This is a genomic window from Winogradskyella vincentii (genome assembly GCF_020166345.1).
Classification (GTDB): Bacteria; Bacteroidota; Bacteroidia; order Flavobacteriales; family Flavobacteriaceae; genus Winogradskyella; species Winogradskyella vincentii.
The window spans coordinates 193,211-208,747 of the sequence record NZ_JAIUJS010000003.1 but is presented as its reverse complement, the minus strand read 5'-3'; the positions used below and the strand labels follow the sequence as shown (position 1 = coordinate 208,747).

The following is a 15,537-nucleotide window of genomic DNA, read 5'->3' as shown; positions in this document are numbered from 1 at the left end:
ATGCTTATTTATGAATGAAATCTTCACTACCTTTGTCTATACAATACGTTACAAAGTATGGATCTAGACTATATCGGTAAAATTAACAATTATTGTGCCTAATATCCGCTATGAAAAACGAAAATATTTATATCCTTGGTATAGAGTCTTCATGCGATGATACTTCAGCAGCTATACTATGTAACGATAAGATTTTAAGCAATGTTGTTGCGGACCAAAAAATACATGCGGAATATGGTGGTGTAGTACCCGAATTAGCATCAAGAGCTCACCAACAAAATATTGTACCAGTTGTGCACCAAGCTATAGAAAAAGCCGGTATTTCTAAAAAACAACTTAGTGCAATAGCATTTACAAGAGGTCCTGGTTTAATGGGATCATTACTCGTTGGTACCTCCTTTGCAAAATCTCTTGCTTTTGGTCTCAATATTCCTTTGATTGATGTTAACCACATGCAAGCTCATATTCTTGCTCATTTTATTAGTGAAGAAAACCACAAAAAACTACCTTTTCCATTCCTGGCCATGACGATTTCAGGAGGTCATACCCAAATAGTTAAAGTGTCTAATTATTTTGAAATGGAAGTCTTAGGAGAAACTATTGATGATGCCGTTGGAGAAGCCTATGACAAAAGTGGCAAAGTCCTAGGTTTGGGTTATCCTGCAGGACCAGAAATTGACAAACTTGCGCAATTAGGCAATCCAAAAGCATTTAGATTTACTAAGCCAAAAGTCGATGGTTTAAATTTTAGTTTTTCAGGTTTAAAAACCGCCATTCTTTATTTCGTTCAGCGAGAAACTAAAGCAAATCCAAATTTTGTGAAGGACAACCTGAATGACATCTGTGCTTCTATACAGTATACCATTATTGGAATTCTAATGGATAAATTAAAATTGGCCGTAAAACAAACTGGCATCAAGCATATAGCTATTGGTGGTGGCGTTTCTGCTAACTCAGGCATAAGAAAAGCATTAGAGGATGCAGAGCATAAATTTGGTTGGACTACATATATCCCAAAATTTGAATATACTACAGATAATGCAGCTATGATTGCTATTGTTGGTTATTTAAAATATTTAGAAAAAGACTTCTCAGATTTTGATGTTATGGCGACTGCAAGACTGAAAATTTGAATTGTTAAAACATCTGTTGATAAGCCTTACTAGATTCCTTCAAACTAATGTTAAATTTTAGTTGCTTTGTGCTTAAATCAATCTCAAATCAATAATGAAACAGCTTTTAATTGTCCTTTTTATTTTACCACTTATATGTGGTAGTCAAGAAAATTTTGGTGTAGAATTAGATTCCATTCTATCCAAAGAGGATGCTAAAACATTTATTAAATCAAATAAAGATGTTAAGGGTAAAATTATCGTTTTCAATAAAGAGAAACATAAAACCCAATTGGCAGATGATTTATTTAAACTTTCAAAGGGTGGTAAGAAAGTTGTTAAGTCAGAATATAATAACACCTACTATAAAATATTAGACAAGGAAAAAATTTCTCATAACAGAGTGAGTTATATATTCTTTGATGGTAAAAAAATGACTCCTTCTGAAATCAATAGCAAGCGTACCAAAATTGTTGCATTGTATAAAAAAGGACATAAATTTAAGGACTTGGCTAAAATGTACTCCATGGATCTTAATGCTGATAGAGGTGGTGATTTGGGTTGGTTTGAAGATGGTAAAATGCATCCAGATTTTGAAAATGCAGTGAAATCGCATAGCACTGAGGATATTTTTACATTAGATATAAATGACAGGAATTGGTACTATGTGATATTAAAAACTCACGACACAAAAAAAATTGAAGAGATAACTGTTTTAAGATTTTCTGAAACTAAGTAATAATGCAACTTTTTTATAATTCTAATATTGCCGAAAGTGATGCTTTTTTCAACTTTGACAAAGATGAGAGCAGGCACATTGTAAAAGTGCTACGTAAAAAAGAAGGTGACACATTGTTTATAACAAATGGAAAAGGCTGGTTGTTTGAAGCCCAATTAACAGAAAGCAATAACAAAAGTTGTACAGTAGAAATTATTTCTAAAAGCTTTAAAGAAAAAAGGAGTTTTTCAGTTCATTTAGGAGTGGCACCTACCAAAATGAATGACCGTTATGAGTGGTTTTTGGAAAAGGCCACAGAAATTGGTGTGGATACAATAACACCTATCATTTGTGATCAAAGTGAACGAAAGGTAATTAAGACTGAGCGTTTTAAAAAGATATTACAATCTGCAATGAAGCAATCGCTTCAGCAATATTTACCAGTTTTAAATGCGCCAATTAAGTTTCAAGACTTTATTAAGAATAATAGTTCAGAGCAAATGTTCATAGCACATTGTGAAGACACAAAGAAAACCGATCTAAAAAATTGTGTCGAAACCGGAAAAGATTGCTTGATATTAATAGGACCAGAAGGAGATTTTAGTGTTAAAGAAATTCAAATGGCATTGCAACATGAGTATATTCCTGTAACTTTGGGAGATACACGATTAAGAACAGAAACGGCAGCAATAGTGGCTTGCCATACTGTTGCTTTGTTGAATTCATAACTATGAAATCTTATACTTTTTTAATGATATTATTTTCCGTTTTTTTTGTGCATGCACAAGAAGTTGCGGTTTTAAAATATAAAGGAGGTGGCGATTGGTACAGTAACCCAACTGCCCTACCCAATTTGGTTAAATTTTGCAATGATAATATTGACACCAACATTAATGAAAGAACTCAAACTGTCGAGGTTGGAAGCATAGATATTTATCAATTTCCATTTTTACATATGACAGGTCATGGCAATGTTTTTTTTAGTGAAGACGATGCCGATAATCTTCGGAAATATCTTCTCTCAGGAGGTTTTCTTCACATTGATGACAATTATGGCATGGAACCATATATTACGAAGGAACTTAAAAAAGTATTTCCAAATAAGGAATTAATTGAAATGCCTTCAAACCATCCAATTTTTAATGTAGCTTATGAGTTTCCAAATGGGTTACCGAAAATTCATGAGCATGATGGTAAGGCACCAAAAGCAATGGGTCTATTTCATGAGGGTAGACTTATTCTACTTTTTACTTTTGAAAGTGATCTTGGTGATGGATGGGAAGACCAAGAGGTTCATAATGACCCTGAAAATGTAAGGGAAAAAGCTCTAAGAATGGGAGCAAATATCATCAAATATGCATTTGAGAATTAAATAAATATCCTTGCAACTCACTCACAATACCAACAAATTTGTTCCGATTAAGTTTCCTATTACCTTAATCTGCGAGAATGTATCCAACGCACCCAATATTGGGAGTTTATTTCGTATTGCTGATGCTATGGGTATAGAAAAACTTATTTTCTGTGGGGACAATATTCCATTAGGCAAACGAATGACAAAAACTTCTCGTTCTACAGAGAAATATGTTGATTTTGAAGTTTATGAATCAATCGAATCTGTTATTGATAAATTTAATTCTCATTACTTAATTGCATTAGAAATAACAGAAAATAGCCAACCAATTCATACTCTAAGTTTAGCTTCAAACAAACCAATGGCCTTAATTATTGGCAATGAAAACTATGGGATTTCAGAAAGTGTCCTAAAGAAATGTGATGATATATTCCACATAGATATGTATGGCAACAATAGCAGTATGAATGTGGTTACTGCTACAAGTATTGCGCTATACGAAATCACCAAACAATTTAATTCTTGAGTTAGAATTTAGCTATATTTAAACCATGAATTCAAAAGTTGTAGCAAACGGTATATTAAGAGCTGTAGGGATAATATTGGCTGTAGCGTTAATTCTGTATTTTCTTTATCAGATACAATCAGTAATTGTTTACATAGCAGTTGCTGCTGTTATTTCGCTTATTGGTAGACCGATTGTACTCTTTTTAAGGCGAAAGCTTAAATTTAACAACACATTTGCTGTGGTTGTGACAATGGTTCTATTAGTTGGCCTATTTGTTGGATTAATAGGGCTATTTATACCGCTAGTAGCTGAACAAGGCCAAAACTTGGCTTTGTTAGATATTGATCAATTGCAAAACAATATTCAAAATCTATACAACCAAGTTGTTAGTTATTTTGAGTTTAAGAACATTGATGTTGAGCAATCGATCAAGGATTCTGGTCTGCTTTCAAAATTAGATTTCGCTTATATACCAGAGTTTCTAAATAATCTTGTTAGCGGTTTAGGTAGTTTTAGCATAGGTTTATTCTCTGTGTTGTTTATTACATTTTTCTTTTTAAAGGATAGTCAACTTTTTGAAAACGGTATAATGACTTTTATCCCAAGTGGTAATGAAGCCAAAACAAGACGTTCCTTCAATACCATTAAAGACTTACTCTCAAGGTATTTTGTTGGATTAATATTCCAGATTTTAATACTGTTCGTAATTTATACTATTGTTCTTTTAATATTCGGAATTAATAATGCTGTGGTAATTGCATTTTTATGTGCACTATTAAATCTTGTTCCATATGTTGGGCCATTAATAAGTGGGTTTCTTATGCTTCTTTTAAGTATGTCTAGTAATCTTGGTGAAAGTTTCAGTGAAGTAATTTTACCTAAAACCACTTATGTAATGATTGGTTTTATTTTCGCTCAGTTAGTAGATAACTTCTTTAGCCAACCGTTTATATTTTCAAAAAGTGTAAAATCACATCCTTTAGAGATTTTCTTGGTAATTGTAATTGCGGGCATTTTGTTTGGCATTGTTGGTATGATTGTGGCTGTACCAACCTATACTGCAATTAAAGTAATTTTAAAAGAATTCTTATCTGAGAATAAGGTCGTAAAAAAACTCACTAAAGACTTATAGTAATAAGTTGAATAAACTTTTATTAAATACTGTAGTTCAAGAATTTATTGATTTAAATTTAAATTCAGATATTTCAAGTTTATTATTGAAAGGTATTGATTTTTTAGGCGTCTCTTCAAAAGAAATAATAGAACAGATTGAAGCTAAAAAACGTTCAGAAAAAAAACTCCCGACGTGGTTCAATACTAAAAACATTTATTATCCCAATAAGCTTAATATTGAGCAAACCTCATCTGAAGTTACCGCAAATTACAAAGCCAAATTAGTTTCGGGCGAATCTTTAATCGATCTAACCAGTGGATTTGGAATAGATGCCTATTACTTCTCAAAACAGGTGGATTCTGTTATTCATTGTGAAATAAATGAACAACTATCTGAAATAGTTTCACATAATTTCAGGGCATTAAATGTAGCTAACATTGAATGTCTCAGTGAAAACGGCATTGATGCTTTAAAGCGTATTGATAAACCATTTGACTGGATTTACGTAGATCCTTCGCGACGTGATGAATCTAAAAAGAAGGTGTTTTTACTTTCTGACTGTACGCCAAATGTAAAAACCTTTAAAGGGCTTTTTCTTAAATATGCTAAAAATGTGATGATTAAAACATCACCCTTACTAGATATTAAAGCTACCTATCAAGATTTAAAAAATGCTAAAGAGTTGCATATTGTTGCGGTTAACAATGAAGTAAAGGAATTGCTTTGGGTACTTGAACGCGATTTTAACTCTGATTTGAAGATAAAAACAATAAACCTCATTAAATCAAAAAAACAAGTTCTAGAATTTAACTTAGGAGACGAATTTAATTTAGAAATAGACTATTCTCAGCCACTCTCCTATTTATATGAACCAAATTCAGCTATACTTAAAGCCGGAGCTTTCAACACTGTTAGTAATTTACTCAAGCTTCCGAAGCTTCATAAACACTCGCATCTGTATACTTCAACAGATTTAATCGAATTTCCAGGCAGACGGTTCAAAATTATAAAATGTCTACCGTTTAATAAAAAAGCAATGGCTAAAGAAAGTATACGCAACGCAAACGTAACCACTCGAAATTTCCCAATATCTGTAGGTGACATTAGAAAAAAAATGAAATTAAAAGATGGTGGAGATATTTATTTGTTTTTCACAACAAATATCAATGATGAAAAAACAATTATAATTTGCTCTAAAATGTAATTGGATCGTAAGATTCAATTTCATTATCACCATTAATCACAATCTCATAACCCATACAGGTGTCCATGTCAATGAGGACCTTATCATCATTTACCATTGGTGCATAGTTAGATACAGAAAATAATACTTCTCCAACTGCAAACTCATTCCAAGCTGTAGTAATACCAGGATCGATGCTAGTTATTGTAATTTCTGCAACGCCATCCTCATTGATTACTTGAAGATCAAAGGGAATTGTTCCATTATTAATTAATCGTGTTTTTGGTAAATCACCAGTACAATTGGTGTCAAATTGGGCATTAAGATCAGAATTAGATTGATTCAATTCTACATCGACAGGTTCAACTATACAAGCTTTCATAATAAAAGCTAACCCAAAAAAGGGAATGAATTTAAGTAGGTTCTTCATTGGTTAATAATTTCAACGAAACTAATTGCAAGCTTCAAAAGATTTGGAAGACAAACATAGTAAAAAAATTTAATTTATCGATAAAATGCAATATTTATTCGATAAAATGAAATTTATTGTAATCTGAAAATTGCAGAATCAGTAAAAGCGTATGATACAACTTCGGTTATAGTACTACGAGTGTTTAAACCTGTAAAAAGGCTAAAAGCAGGTAAAATTATTTGATTTTCACTTACTTGATAGCAAGGCAGTCTTAATTTCTGCTTTCCCTTCCCCTTTAATAAAACACCTGGGTGAATATGACCTGAAAAAGTAAAATTCTTCATTGTCTTATCACTTGGATCGTGAACAAATATAAATGGATCAATAATTAGCGTGGATTCAACATGAATGTTCAATTCATCCATTAATCGCTGAGATTGTCTATCGTGATTGCCCTTGACAAGAACCAAACTTAAGTCATCAAATTGCTTTAACCAAGTTTTAAATGTATCCATGTCACTGTTGGTTTCAGCATGAAATAAATCTCCAACAATTATTAATCTCCTGGTATTAAAATGATTTATAAGTTCCCTTAAACGTCTTAAATCCTTTTGAAGAATGTCATCTGGCATTGGAATACCATGCCGTCTAAAATGAGCCGTTTTACCTATATGAAGATCTGATAGAATAAGTGCACTTTCCTTATTCCAATAGATAGCGCGTTGATTGGTTAGGATTAACTCCTCGTTTAAGATGGTAATATGTTCGGTAACTAAATTCACTTTTTGTGCTTGCGAAAATAATAAGATAAAGTGAAAACTATCGTCATTGCGAACGAAGTGAAGCAATCTAATCAAACATTATAACATTAAGATTACTTCGTCACTTTGCTCCTCGTAATGACAAAATGCATATCATTGCGACTACGAGGAACGAAGCAGGAAGCAATCTCAATCCAAATTATTCCAGTGTGGATTTTCTTTTTCAATCAATACAACTTTCTTTGCTCTACTCCCAGCCTTAATTTGCTTCTCTCTAGCAATAGCATCGCCTATCATTTGATAAGATTCAAAATATACTAATTTGTAGAGTTTATATCTCGACGTAAAAGATTTTGGATTTAAATCTGACCTGTGTTGTTTAAGGCGCTTTTCAAGATTTGAAGTAACACCTGCATAAAGTGTTGTATTATTTTTATTGGTCAAAATATAAACGAATCCTGGTTTCATATGATGAAAATACAAATTAGATTACTTCGGTCATTCTTCCCTCGTAATGACTATTCTACCTTAAAAGCTTGCTCTTTAATTCTCTGAATACGCTTATCTAAATTCTCATTACTCATGGTGCCACGAAGGCTATCGACTTTAAGTGGGAAACTTAATGGTGTAAATGACTTGGCATGTTTAACGATGATCTTACTATTAGAAATACGGTCAAATGCTTGTTGTAACCTCGCTTCTTCTAACTGTTGGTTAAATACTTCGGTATAAGCTTGTCTCAATAACAAATTCTCAGGTTCATAGTCTTCCAAAACCCTAAATATAAGTCCAGAAGAAGACTGTAGACTTTTGTTGTTCTTCCGTGTTCCAGGTTGGGATTGCACAACCAGACCTGCTATTACTGCTATATCCCTAAATTTACGAGATGCCATTTCTGATGCATTTATGCTAGCAATGACATCATCCATAAGATTGTCTTTACTCAATAAAGTTTCAATATTTTCTTCTGAAATTGGTATCGGTTGATCACTCAATAATTCGAAGCCATAATCATTCATGGCAATTGTAAATGTAATTTGAGTTAACTTACTAATACGATATGCCATCAATGCTGAAAACACTTCATGTACCAAACGACCTTCAAATGGATACATAAATAAGTGATGGCCATCTTTAGTTTCAATTAGTTCAACCAAAAACTCATCCGCTTTTGGTATGTGAGAATGTTCATTTTGTCGGCTAACCAATGGATTTAAAAAACGTAATTCTTTTTCTAATCGTCCTGGCTGTAGAGCATCTGACAATTTCAATCGTAAATAATGACTCAAATGAGATGTCAAAGGTAAACGACCACCTAACCAACTTGGTGATACTGCTTTTTTTGCTTTACTGCGTCTTACCAAAACCGTCATATCTTTAATCTGAACCAATTCCAAAATTCGTCCCGCCAAGATGAAACTTTCGCCTGGTTTTAGTTTTGAAACAAAAAACTCTTCAATCATACCAATATATCCACCAGAAAAGTACTTTACCTTCAAGTTTACTTCGCTCACTATAGCACCAATATTCATGCGATGAAGCATGCTAATACGACGGCTTTTTACTTTATATGTTTCATCTTCATCGAGAATGACTTTATGGAATTCTTCATAAGAATGTAGCGTCTTACCACCCTTTGTAATAAAATGTAAGCACCATTGCCAATCATCTTTAGTTAAGTATTGGAAAGCATGAGTTTGTTTAACACGCTTATATAATGCCTCAGCCTCAAACCCTTCACCAACAGCCAAGGTCACCATAAACTGTACTAAAACATCGAAAGTCAACACCATAGGATCACGAGATTCCATCTGCTTTTCTTTTATAGCTTCCTTTAATGCCGAAACTTCCACCAATTCTAAAGAATGCGTTGGTACAAAGTAAATTTTTGAACGCTCAAAAGGTGAATGTCCACTTCGGCCTGCGCGTTGCATAAATCGCGCTATGCCTTTAACTGAGCCAATCTGTATCACACAATCAACCGGTTTAAAATCCACACCTAAATCCAAAGATGACGTACATACTACAGCCTTTAGATATCCTGAAGCAATATTATCTTCAATCCAGTTACGTAACTTTTTATCTATGGATCCGTGATGGATGGCCAACAATCCAGCCAAGTCAGGTTGTGCATTCAATAGTACTTGGTACCACAATTCAGCTTGACCTCTCGTGTTAGTGAAAATCAGGGTTGTAGTATTTGATGCTATGATTGGTAGTATTTTATCTACCATTTTAGTGCCCAAATGACCAGCCCAAGGCAAGACTTCAATTTCATCTGGAAGCACAGAAATGATATCTAATTTCTTCTTTTGTTTTGCCGTTACCTGAGTAACTTTAAGATTTGGATATGGCAATAACACTTGCTTTGCTTCCTCAAGATTCCCTATCGTCGCCGTGATTCCCCAAATTTGAACCTTAGATGAATAATGTCTCAATTGAGAAATTGCTAGTTCTGTGAGAACACCACGTTTATTGCCAATAAGTTCATGCCACTCATCAATTACAACACATCTTACACTCTTAAACCATCTCGAATTTTTTTTCTGAGAGAACAACAAATGCATGGTTTCTGGTGTTGTGAGTAACACATCTGGCATTAAGCGTTCTTGTTTGCGTCTTGTTGCAGTTGGTGTATCTCCATTTCTAACTTGCACCGACCAATCTAAACCTATGTCTTCAACCGCTTCAGTCATTGCTTTTGCTAAGTCCTTTGCCAACGAGCGTAGTGGACTTATCCACAATAATTTTAAACCTTTCGGATAGCGTTCTGGATGATTGAGATAATCAATCACTACAGCTAGAAAAACAGAAAATGTCTTTCCAAATCCAGTTGGTGCTACCACCATTCCAGAATAGCCATTTGAAAAACGTTGCCAAGTCTGTAATTGAAATGGAAAAGGTGCATGTCCCTTTTCTGCCATCCAATTATTAATGATGCGTAAACCGTCGCTGTCTCTAAATTGGCTCAAGGTGCAGTAATTAGTTGTTTAACGGTTTCTATAGTATCTATCTCGCTAGCGGGCTTATCTCTTCGCCATCTAGCAATTCGAGGGAAACGTAGTGCAACCCCAGATTTATGACGGTTGCTTAGAGCGATACCTTCAAAAGCAATTTCAAAAACTAATTCTGGTTTTACGGTTCTAACAGGCCCAAATCTTTCAATGGCATTCTTATTTACCCATTGTGATATTTCTGTAATTTCCTTGTCTGTTAATCCAGAATAGGCTTTAGCCACAGTAACTAAAGCATCATCTTTCTTAACGGCAAAGGTATAATCCGTGTATTTACTGCTTCGACGACCACTACCCTTTTGAGCGTAAATCATTACAGCGTCAATCGTTAATGGGTCAACCTTCCACTTCCACCAATCACCTTTTTTTCGACCTGTGTGATAAGGTGATTTCTTTTGTTTTAGCATTAACCCTTCGCTATTTATGGCTCTAGAATTATTCCGTATGTCATGAAGGTCTTCCCATCTCTTAAAATCTACTATAAATGATAGCTTGACATGTTCGGGCAGAGCCACTGAATTAAATAGAGTTTCTAATCGTTTTCGTCTATTTTCAAAAGGTTGTTCTCTAATATCGTCGCCATTAAACTCAAGAATATCGTAGGCTTTAAAGCCAACAGGAACCTCTTCTAACAATTTCTTTGTGACGTTCTTACGATTTAGACGCTTCTGCAAATCATTGAACAGCAAAACATCATTGTTTTTCATGGCTAATATTTCACCATCAATAACGAAGTCATCCTTAAAGTTGCTAAATGCTTCAACCAATTCAGGAAATTGCTTAGTCACCAATTCTTCACCACGAGACCAGATATATATTTCGTTATTACGCTTTACAATTTGCCCACGAATACCATCCCATTTTTGTTCAACAATCCAATCGTTGGTTTCACCCAATTCTGTTAATTTCTTCTCTAGAGCATAGGCCAAACAAAAAGGATATGGTTTAGAGTTATCGTAATTGATATGTTTTCCATGAATCAATTCTTCAAATGAAATTGAGTTGATATCCCAATTACCAATAATGCTATGCATAAGTTGATTAGCGTCAATATTGGTAAGCTTAGCAAGGGCATTTACTAAAGTTTTTTTTGAAACACCAATTCTAAAACTACCACCAATTAATTTATTAAAAATAAGTCTTTCTTGTTGGTCAAGTCCAGTCCAAGCTTCTAACACAAATGCTTTCTTGTCTTCATCAGATTTAGGTTTCAATGCTTTGAGTTCCGTCATCCATTCATTCAAACTTAAATCTAATTGATGTGTAGGTTCTGGTAGCAACAAGGCCAATGTTTCACCCAAATCACCAACGGTACTATAACTTTCAAGAAACAACCATTCTGGTAGTTGTGTCAATTCCATACACCATTCCTTCATTAAAGTTGTTTTAACTGGACGTGATGGTCGTTTGCCAGTAAATAAGGCAATTAGCCACAATTTATCTTTATCTGGTGCAGTTTTGAAGTACTGTACCAAAGCATCAATCTTGGCATTGGTTTTATTTGTAATCTCTATGGTACTTATCAATTCTGAAAACAACTTCATTCTGTAACAATATTTTCAGTTTCCTTCTCAGCTTTAGCTAAAGCCTCATCACCATATTCAGTTACTAGCTCATCTGCTTTTATCCCGATTTCATTAAGATATTTTGAAAATACTGCTTGAGAACCATGTGTTACATAAACCTGTTCTGCTCCAGTAGCTTTAACAGCAGAAATTAAACCGTCCCAATCAGCATGATCACTAACCACAAATCCTGCATCAACGGATTGCCATCGTCTATTACCACGGATTTGCATCCAACCTGAACAGACGGCCGTTGCAACATTTGGAACACGTTTCAGCATACGAGAACCTAATAAGGCTGGTGGTGCAATTATGATTTTATTTTGAATTGTTTTTTTATCTAAATCTGCTGACCATAATTTGGTCTCAGGTAATTGAATCCCTGAACCAGAAATAGTATTGTTTAAATTATGAATGGCACGATGCACATAAATATCGTCACAGCCGTCTAGTAATGACATTAAACGTTGGGCCTTTCCTAATGAATAGCCAAAAAATACGGATGTTCTATTATTTTCCTGATTTGTCTTAACCCAAGATTGTAGTTCATCTTGCAGTGCTTTTTCAGATTTCCATTTATATATTGGCAACCCAAATGTGCTTTCAGTAATAAATGTATGGCATTTAACAGGCTCAAATGGTTGCGTAATAAAATCGGGCTGAGTTTTATAATCTCCAGAAAAAACAACTACATAACCTTTATATTCCAATCTAATCTGAGCAGAGCCAATTACATGGCCAGCGGGATGAAAAGATACCTTGACACCATTTATAGTTTTTGAGTTGTTATATGAAATACTTTTAATATTAATGTCTGTGCCCAAACGATGTTGTAAAATAGCCTTAGAATCATCTGTACACAAATAACGTTTCATTCCCCAACGCGCATGATCTGCGTGTCCATGGGAAATAATAGCGTATTCGACAGGAAACCAAGGATCTAAATAGAATTTTCCTTGTGGACAGTAAATGCCTTTTTTAGTAAATTTTATGAGTTGGTTTTCCTTGGACATAGCATAACGAAGCTATTGAAAATGTTAAAATGTTGGTAGTAAAATTTAGTTAAAGTTTAGATTTTAAATTAAGTAGGAGTCATATTTCAAAATAATATAAATCTACAGAAAAAATTGAGTGATTTTTTTGCGTTCTTTAATATGATAAGTTACATTTGCATCCGCAATTTTAAGAAACGTTCTTATAAATTATTGGAGAGGTGCCAGAGTGGTAATGGAGCAGATTGCTAATCTGTCAACGCGTAAGTGTTGCCCGGGTTCGAATCCCGGTCTCTCCGCATAAAAGAATTGATAACCAATTTCGGGGTGTAGCGTAGCCCGGTTATCGCGCCGCGTTTGGGACGCGGAGGTCGCAGGTTCGAATCCTGCCACCCCGACTTTAAAAATTCAGAGTTTTACTCTTGAATGGTCGCGTAGCTCAGCTGGATAGAGCATCTGCCTTCTAAGCAGACGGTCACAGGTTCGAATCCTGTCGCGATCACAAAATAACCTTCTGATTATCAGGGGGTTATTTTTGTTTATAACGGTTTCTAAAATCCCAGGGAAGCAGATTAGGAGGCTACTTTTCTATGCTTTTTTTGCACATAGTTTGCACAAAATTTGACCATAATTCTAACTATTATGGCAAATGTCAAAACTACATTAGACATCAGACGACCAAAAGCTGATGGTACTTACAACATTATTTATCGTATTACACATTATAAGAAAGTGTATACTATTAACTCAGGAGTTGCAATCTTAGAACATTACTGGGATTGCGAGCATTCTGTAATAACAAAACAGCATCCTAATGCTAAAATACTCAACTTAAAATTATTAAAGAACTACTATAAAATTGAGAAAGTTATTCTCACTTTAGATGATGATTTTACGATTGAAAAACTTAGAAATATCATAAAAGGAAACGCATCAAATACATCAAAATCGTTTAAAAGTTTTGCACAAGAATTAATAGATCAGATGTTAGCTACAAATAAAACTGGTAATGCCATAGTGTATCGCACTGCTATGAACCGGTTTTTAGACTTCTGTGATAAGGATATCATGTTTACCGATATAGATTATAAACTACTAGATAAGTTTAGACATCACTTACAACTTAGAGGACTTAAACAAAACAGTATTTCTAACTACTTTAGAACCATTAGAGCTATCTATAATAAAGCTATAAAACACAAAATTGTAGATAGATCACATTATCCATTCTATGATATTAGTATCAAGTCCCAGAGAACAGCAAATAGGTCTATTTCTAGACGAGATATTAAGAATCTAATAAACTTACCTTTTGAACCTAAAACTCAATCTTACAAGGCTTTAAATTACTTTATGTTAAGTTTTTATTTGAGAGGTATGTCATTTACAGATATGGCCTACTTGAGGCGTTCTAATATCATTAAAAATAGGCTACATTATACTAGGCGTAAAACTCATAAACAGTATGATGTCAAACTATTTTCACAGGCAAAATCGATAATAAACCATTTGCATCAAGCAGATCAAAATTATTTGTTGCCTGTTCTACCTAATGATATTATTGAGGACAGCCTTGATGCCAAGCGTATTATTAAACAGTGGATTAAAACAACAAATAAATACCTCAATAGGCTTTCACTGGAGCTACATAGTGAAGTAACGCTAACGACCTACAGCAGTAGGTATTCTTTTGCTAACATTGCTAAACAACTTGGCTATTCTAATGAACTTATTGCTGAAGCACTAGGCCATTCTTACGGCAATAGAACAACTTCAATTTATTTGGATGCATTTGATACAAATAAAATAGATGCCATGCATCAACACATTATTAAGGTTTGTATAAGCAAAAAATCATGAAGTGCTAAATGCTTCTTTAGTTGTAGCTACTAAATCAGGTGCTGTAATGTCATCAAATAGCTCACAAACAGTCTTCGATAGATTAATACCTTTTTTTATAATGTGTGGATTTATGATATAAACCTTTCCCCACCCAGAATTACCAATACTTTTAGTATAAGCAATTACACCTTGTTTCTCTAACCTGTTCAGTTTTGCTTTTACCCCTTGAGGTGTTTCACCAATTAATTCTGCTATAGTTTTAGTTGTATGAGGCACCTCATCATCTTTTAAACAAACACAGAATCTATTCTGTATTTTTCTAGAAAGAGTAATAAGTAACCCAAGGTCTACTTGCCTAATACCATTTTCTAGTAATATGCCTAGTCTGTTTGTATCTAAATAAACGTAATTTTTGTAATCAACAGTAACTTGACTAGTTGCTTTTGAGATATAAAGTGTTTCATTTTTCAATTCAGTTAGTTCACCTGTAACAGTATCTAACAATTGTTTATTTATAGTATTTACTCTCGTTCTTTTATGTTTTATTTTTACTTCACCCATAATAACATTTCAATAGTTGAAACATAACTTTCATTACTATAAAATATTTGAAATATTATTTTCACGATAATTTTATAAAACATTGATAAACAGACACATAAATATTTTTTCTAATATATTATATTGTATATCATATCTCCAGTGAAAACAAGTGCAATATTGTCAAAATTTATAATATTAGAATACTTGTAATTTTTAATAAAACTGTACTAGACAATTCAGTAAAATGAAAGCTATTTCAATGATCTTTTTCACACTTGAAAAGTTACAAATAAAGTATGATAAAACTACTTAAAACTTAGTGTTCACAACACTTTTACGAATATTTCAATAAAATTTAATTACTATGAAATGGGTAAAAATAGGTGCTAATTTTTGCTGTTTTTGACCGTTTTTTTAAC

15 protein-coding genes and 3 tRNA genes are annotated in these 15,537 nt (G+C 33.6%); 11 read left to right on the top strand and 7 right to left on the bottom strand.

The genetic code is table 11. From position 1 onward, the window contains the following. Nucleotides 1-110 precede the first annotated feature (110 nt). The 7 genes from tsaD (at nt 111) to LBV24_RS06825 (ending at nt 6,010) form a co-directional block, all read left to right on the top strand. Entirely contained in the window at nt 111-1,133 is a 1,023-nt protein-coding gene (tsaD, locus tag LBV24_RS06855; protein ID WP_224477856.1) for a tRNA (adenosine(37)-N6)-threonylcarbamoyltransferase complex transferase subunit TsaD, read from the top strand. A gap of 94 nt (nt 1,134-1,227) precedes the next feature. Beyond that, nucleotides 1,228-1,851 carry a peptidylprolyl isomerase gene (locus tag LBV24_RS06850; protein WP_224477855.1) on the top strand — a complete coding sequence of 208 codons (624 nt, stop codon included), beginning with the start codon at nt 1,228-1,230 and terminating at the stop codon, nt 1,849-1,851. Nucleotides 1,852-1,853: 2 nt separating this feature from the next. Then, a complete protein-coding gene (locus LBV24_RS06845; protein ID WP_224477854.1) occupies nt 1,854-2,558 on the top strand; it encodes a 16S rRNA (uracil(1498)-N(3))-methyltransferase in 705 nt (234 codons plus the stop codon). A 2-nt stretch (nt 2,559-2,560) separates the two neighbouring features. Next, the gene (locus tag LBV24_RS06840) at nt 2,561-3,202 is read left to right on the top strand and encodes a DUF4159 domain-containing protein (RefSeq protein ID WP_224477853.1); all 642 of its coding nucleotides are present in this window, start codon (nt 2,561-2,563) and stop codon (nt 3,200-3,202) included. 10 nt (nt 3,203-3,212) lie between these two features. Next, the gene (locus LBV24_RS06835; RefSeq protein ID WP_224477852.1) at nt 3,213-3,710 is read left to right on the top strand and encodes a TrmH family RNA methyltransferase; all 498 of its coding nucleotides are present in this window, start codon (nt 3,213-3,215) and stop codon (nt 3,708-3,710) included. A gap of 25 nt (nt 3,711-3,735) precedes the next feature. Then, nucleotides 3,736-4,824, top strand: a complete 1,089-nt coding sequence (locus LBV24_RS06830; RefSeq protein WP_224477851.1) for an AI-2E family transporter — start codon at nt 3,736-3,738, stop codon at nt 4,822-4,824. 7 nt (nt 4,825-4,831) lie between these two features. Further along, complete coding sequence (locus tag LBV24_RS06825; protein ID WP_224477850.1) at nt 4,832-6,010, top strand: class I SAM-dependent methyltransferase; 1,179 nt, start codon at nt 4,832-4,834, stop codon at nt 6,008-6,010. On the opposite strand, the gene LBV24_RS06820 is transcribed toward LBV24_RS06825, so the two are convergent. The 6 genes from LBV24_RS06820 to LBV24_RS06795 form a co-directional block, all read right to left on the bottom strand. Next, nucleotides 6,000-6,419: a hypothetical protein gene (locus tag LBV24_RS06820; RefSeq protein WP_224477849.1), complete on the bottom strand. Its 420-nt coding sequence runs from the start codon at nt 6,417-6,419 to the stop codon at nt 6,000-6,002. The two genes, LBV24_RS06825 and LBV24_RS06820, sit on opposite strands and share 11 nt — an antisense overlap. Nucleotides 6,420-6,532: 113 nt before the next feature. Further along, nucleotides 6,533-7,183: a ligase-associated DNA damage response endonuclease PdeM gene (pdeM, locus tag LBV24_RS06815; RefSeq protein ID WP_224477848.1), complete on the bottom strand. Its 651-nt coding sequence runs from the start codon at nt 7,181-7,183 to the stop codon at nt 6,533-6,535. Between the two features lie 168 nt (nt 7,184-7,351). After that, on the bottom strand, nt 7,352-7,630 hold the full coding sequence (locus LBV24_RS06810) for a GIY-YIG nuclease family protein (RefSeq protein ID WP_224477847.1): 279 nt from the start codon (nt 7,628-7,630) through the stop codon (nt 7,352-7,354). A 50-nt stretch (nt 7,631-7,680) separates the two neighbouring features. Further along, on the bottom strand, nt 7,681-10,134 hold the full coding sequence (locus LBV24_RS06805; protein WP_262902008.1) for a ligase-associated DNA damage response DEXH box helicase: 2,454 nt from the start codon (nt 10,132-10,134) through the stop codon (nt 7,681-7,683). Then, on the bottom strand, nt 10,131-11,720 hold the full coding sequence (locus LBV24_RS06800; RefSeq protein WP_224477846.1) for an ATP-dependent DNA ligase: 1,590 nt from the start codon (nt 11,718-11,720) through the stop codon (nt 10,131-10,133). The genes LBV24_RS06805 and LBV24_RS06800 overlap by 4 nt, the downstream gene beginning before the upstream one ends. Continuing rightward, complete coding sequence (locus LBV24_RS06795) at nt 11,717-12,754, bottom strand: ligase-associated DNA damage response exonuclease (protein WP_224477845.1); 1,038 nt, start codon at nt 12,752-12,754, stop codon at nt 11,717-11,719. The genes LBV24_RS06800 and LBV24_RS06795 overlap by 4 nt, the downstream gene beginning before the upstream one ends. A 194-nt stretch (nt 12,755-12,948) precedes the next feature. On the opposite strand from LBV24_RS06795, the gene LBV24_RS06790 reads away from it, so the two are divergent. The 4 genes from LBV24_RS06790 (at nt 12,949) to LBV24_RS06775 (ending at nt 14,593) form a co-directional block, all read left to right on the top strand. Further along, nucleotides 12,949-13,032: transfer RNA gene (locus LBV24_RS06790), tRNA-Ser, on the top strand. A gap of 24 nt (nt 13,033-13,056) precedes the next feature. Then, nucleotides 13,057-13,131 (top strand) — tRNA-Pro (locus LBV24_RS06785). 30 nt (nt 13,132-13,161) lie between these two features. Further along, nucleotides 13,162-13,235: transfer RNA gene (locus LBV24_RS06780), tRNA-Arg, on the top strand. A 140-nt stretch (nt 13,236-13,375) separates the two neighbouring features. After that, nucleotides 13,376-14,593 carry a site-specific integrase gene (locus tag LBV24_RS06775; RefSeq protein ID WP_224477844.1) on the top strand — a complete coding sequence of 406 codons (1,218 nt, stop codon included), beginning with the start codon at nt 13,376-13,378 and terminating at the stop codon, nt 14,591-14,593. Here the strand turns inward: LBV24_RS06775 and LBV24_RS06770 are convergent. Continuing rightward, complete coding sequence (locus tag LBV24_RS06770) at nt 14,588-15,136, bottom strand: hypothetical protein (RefSeq protein WP_224477843.1); 549 nt, start codon at nt 15,134-15,136, stop codon at nt 14,588-14,590. The two genes, LBV24_RS06775 and LBV24_RS06770, sit on opposite strands and share 6 nt — an antisense overlap. Between the last annotated feature and the right edge of the window lie 401 nt (nt 15,137-15,537).

Bases quoted from the DNA above. Each gene is read 5' to 3' on its own strand.
- tsaD (WP_224477856.1), top strand. From the start codon at position 111: ATGAAAAACGAAAATATTTATATCCTTGGTATAGAGTCTTCATGCGAT.
- LBV24_RS06850 (WP_224477855.1), top strand. From the start codon at position 1,228: ATGAAACAGCTTTTAATTGTCCTTTTTATTTTACCACTTATATGTGGT.
- LBV24_RS06845 (WP_224477854.1), top strand. From the start codon at position 1,854: ATGCAACTTTTTTATAATTCTAATATTGCCGAAAGTGATGCTTTTTTC.
- LBV24_RS06840 (WP_224477853.1), top strand. From the start codon at position 2,561: ATGAAATCTTATACTTTTTTAATGATATTATTTTCCGTTTTTTTTGTG.
- LBV24_RS06830 (WP_224477851.1), top strand. From the start codon at position 3,736: ATGAATTCAAAAGTTGTAGCAAACGGTATATTAAGAGCTGTAGGGATA.
- LBV24_RS06820 (WP_224477849.1), bottom strand. From the start codon at position 6,419: ATGAAGAACCTACTTAAATTCATTCCCTTTTTTGGGTTAGCTTTTATT.
- LBV24_RS06810 (WP_224477847.1), bottom strand. From the start codon at position 7,630: ATGAAACCAGGATTCGTTTATATTTTGACCAATAAAAATAATACAACA.
- LBV24_RS06800 (WP_224477846.1), bottom strand. From the start codon at position 11,720: ATGAAGTTGTTTTCAGAATTGATAAGTACCATAGAGATTACAAATAAA.
- LBV24_RS06795 (WP_224477845.1), bottom strand. From the start codon at position 12,754: ATGTCCAAGGAAAACCAACTCATAAAATTTACTAAAAAAGGCATTTAC.
- LBV24_RS06775 (WP_224477844.1), top strand. From the start codon at position 13,376: ATGGCAAATGTCAAAACTACATTAGACATCAGACGACCAAAAGCTGAT.
- LBV24_RS06770 (WP_224477843.1), bottom strand. From the start codon at position 15,136: ATGGGTGAAGTAAAAATAAAACATAAAAGAACGAGAGTAAATACTATA.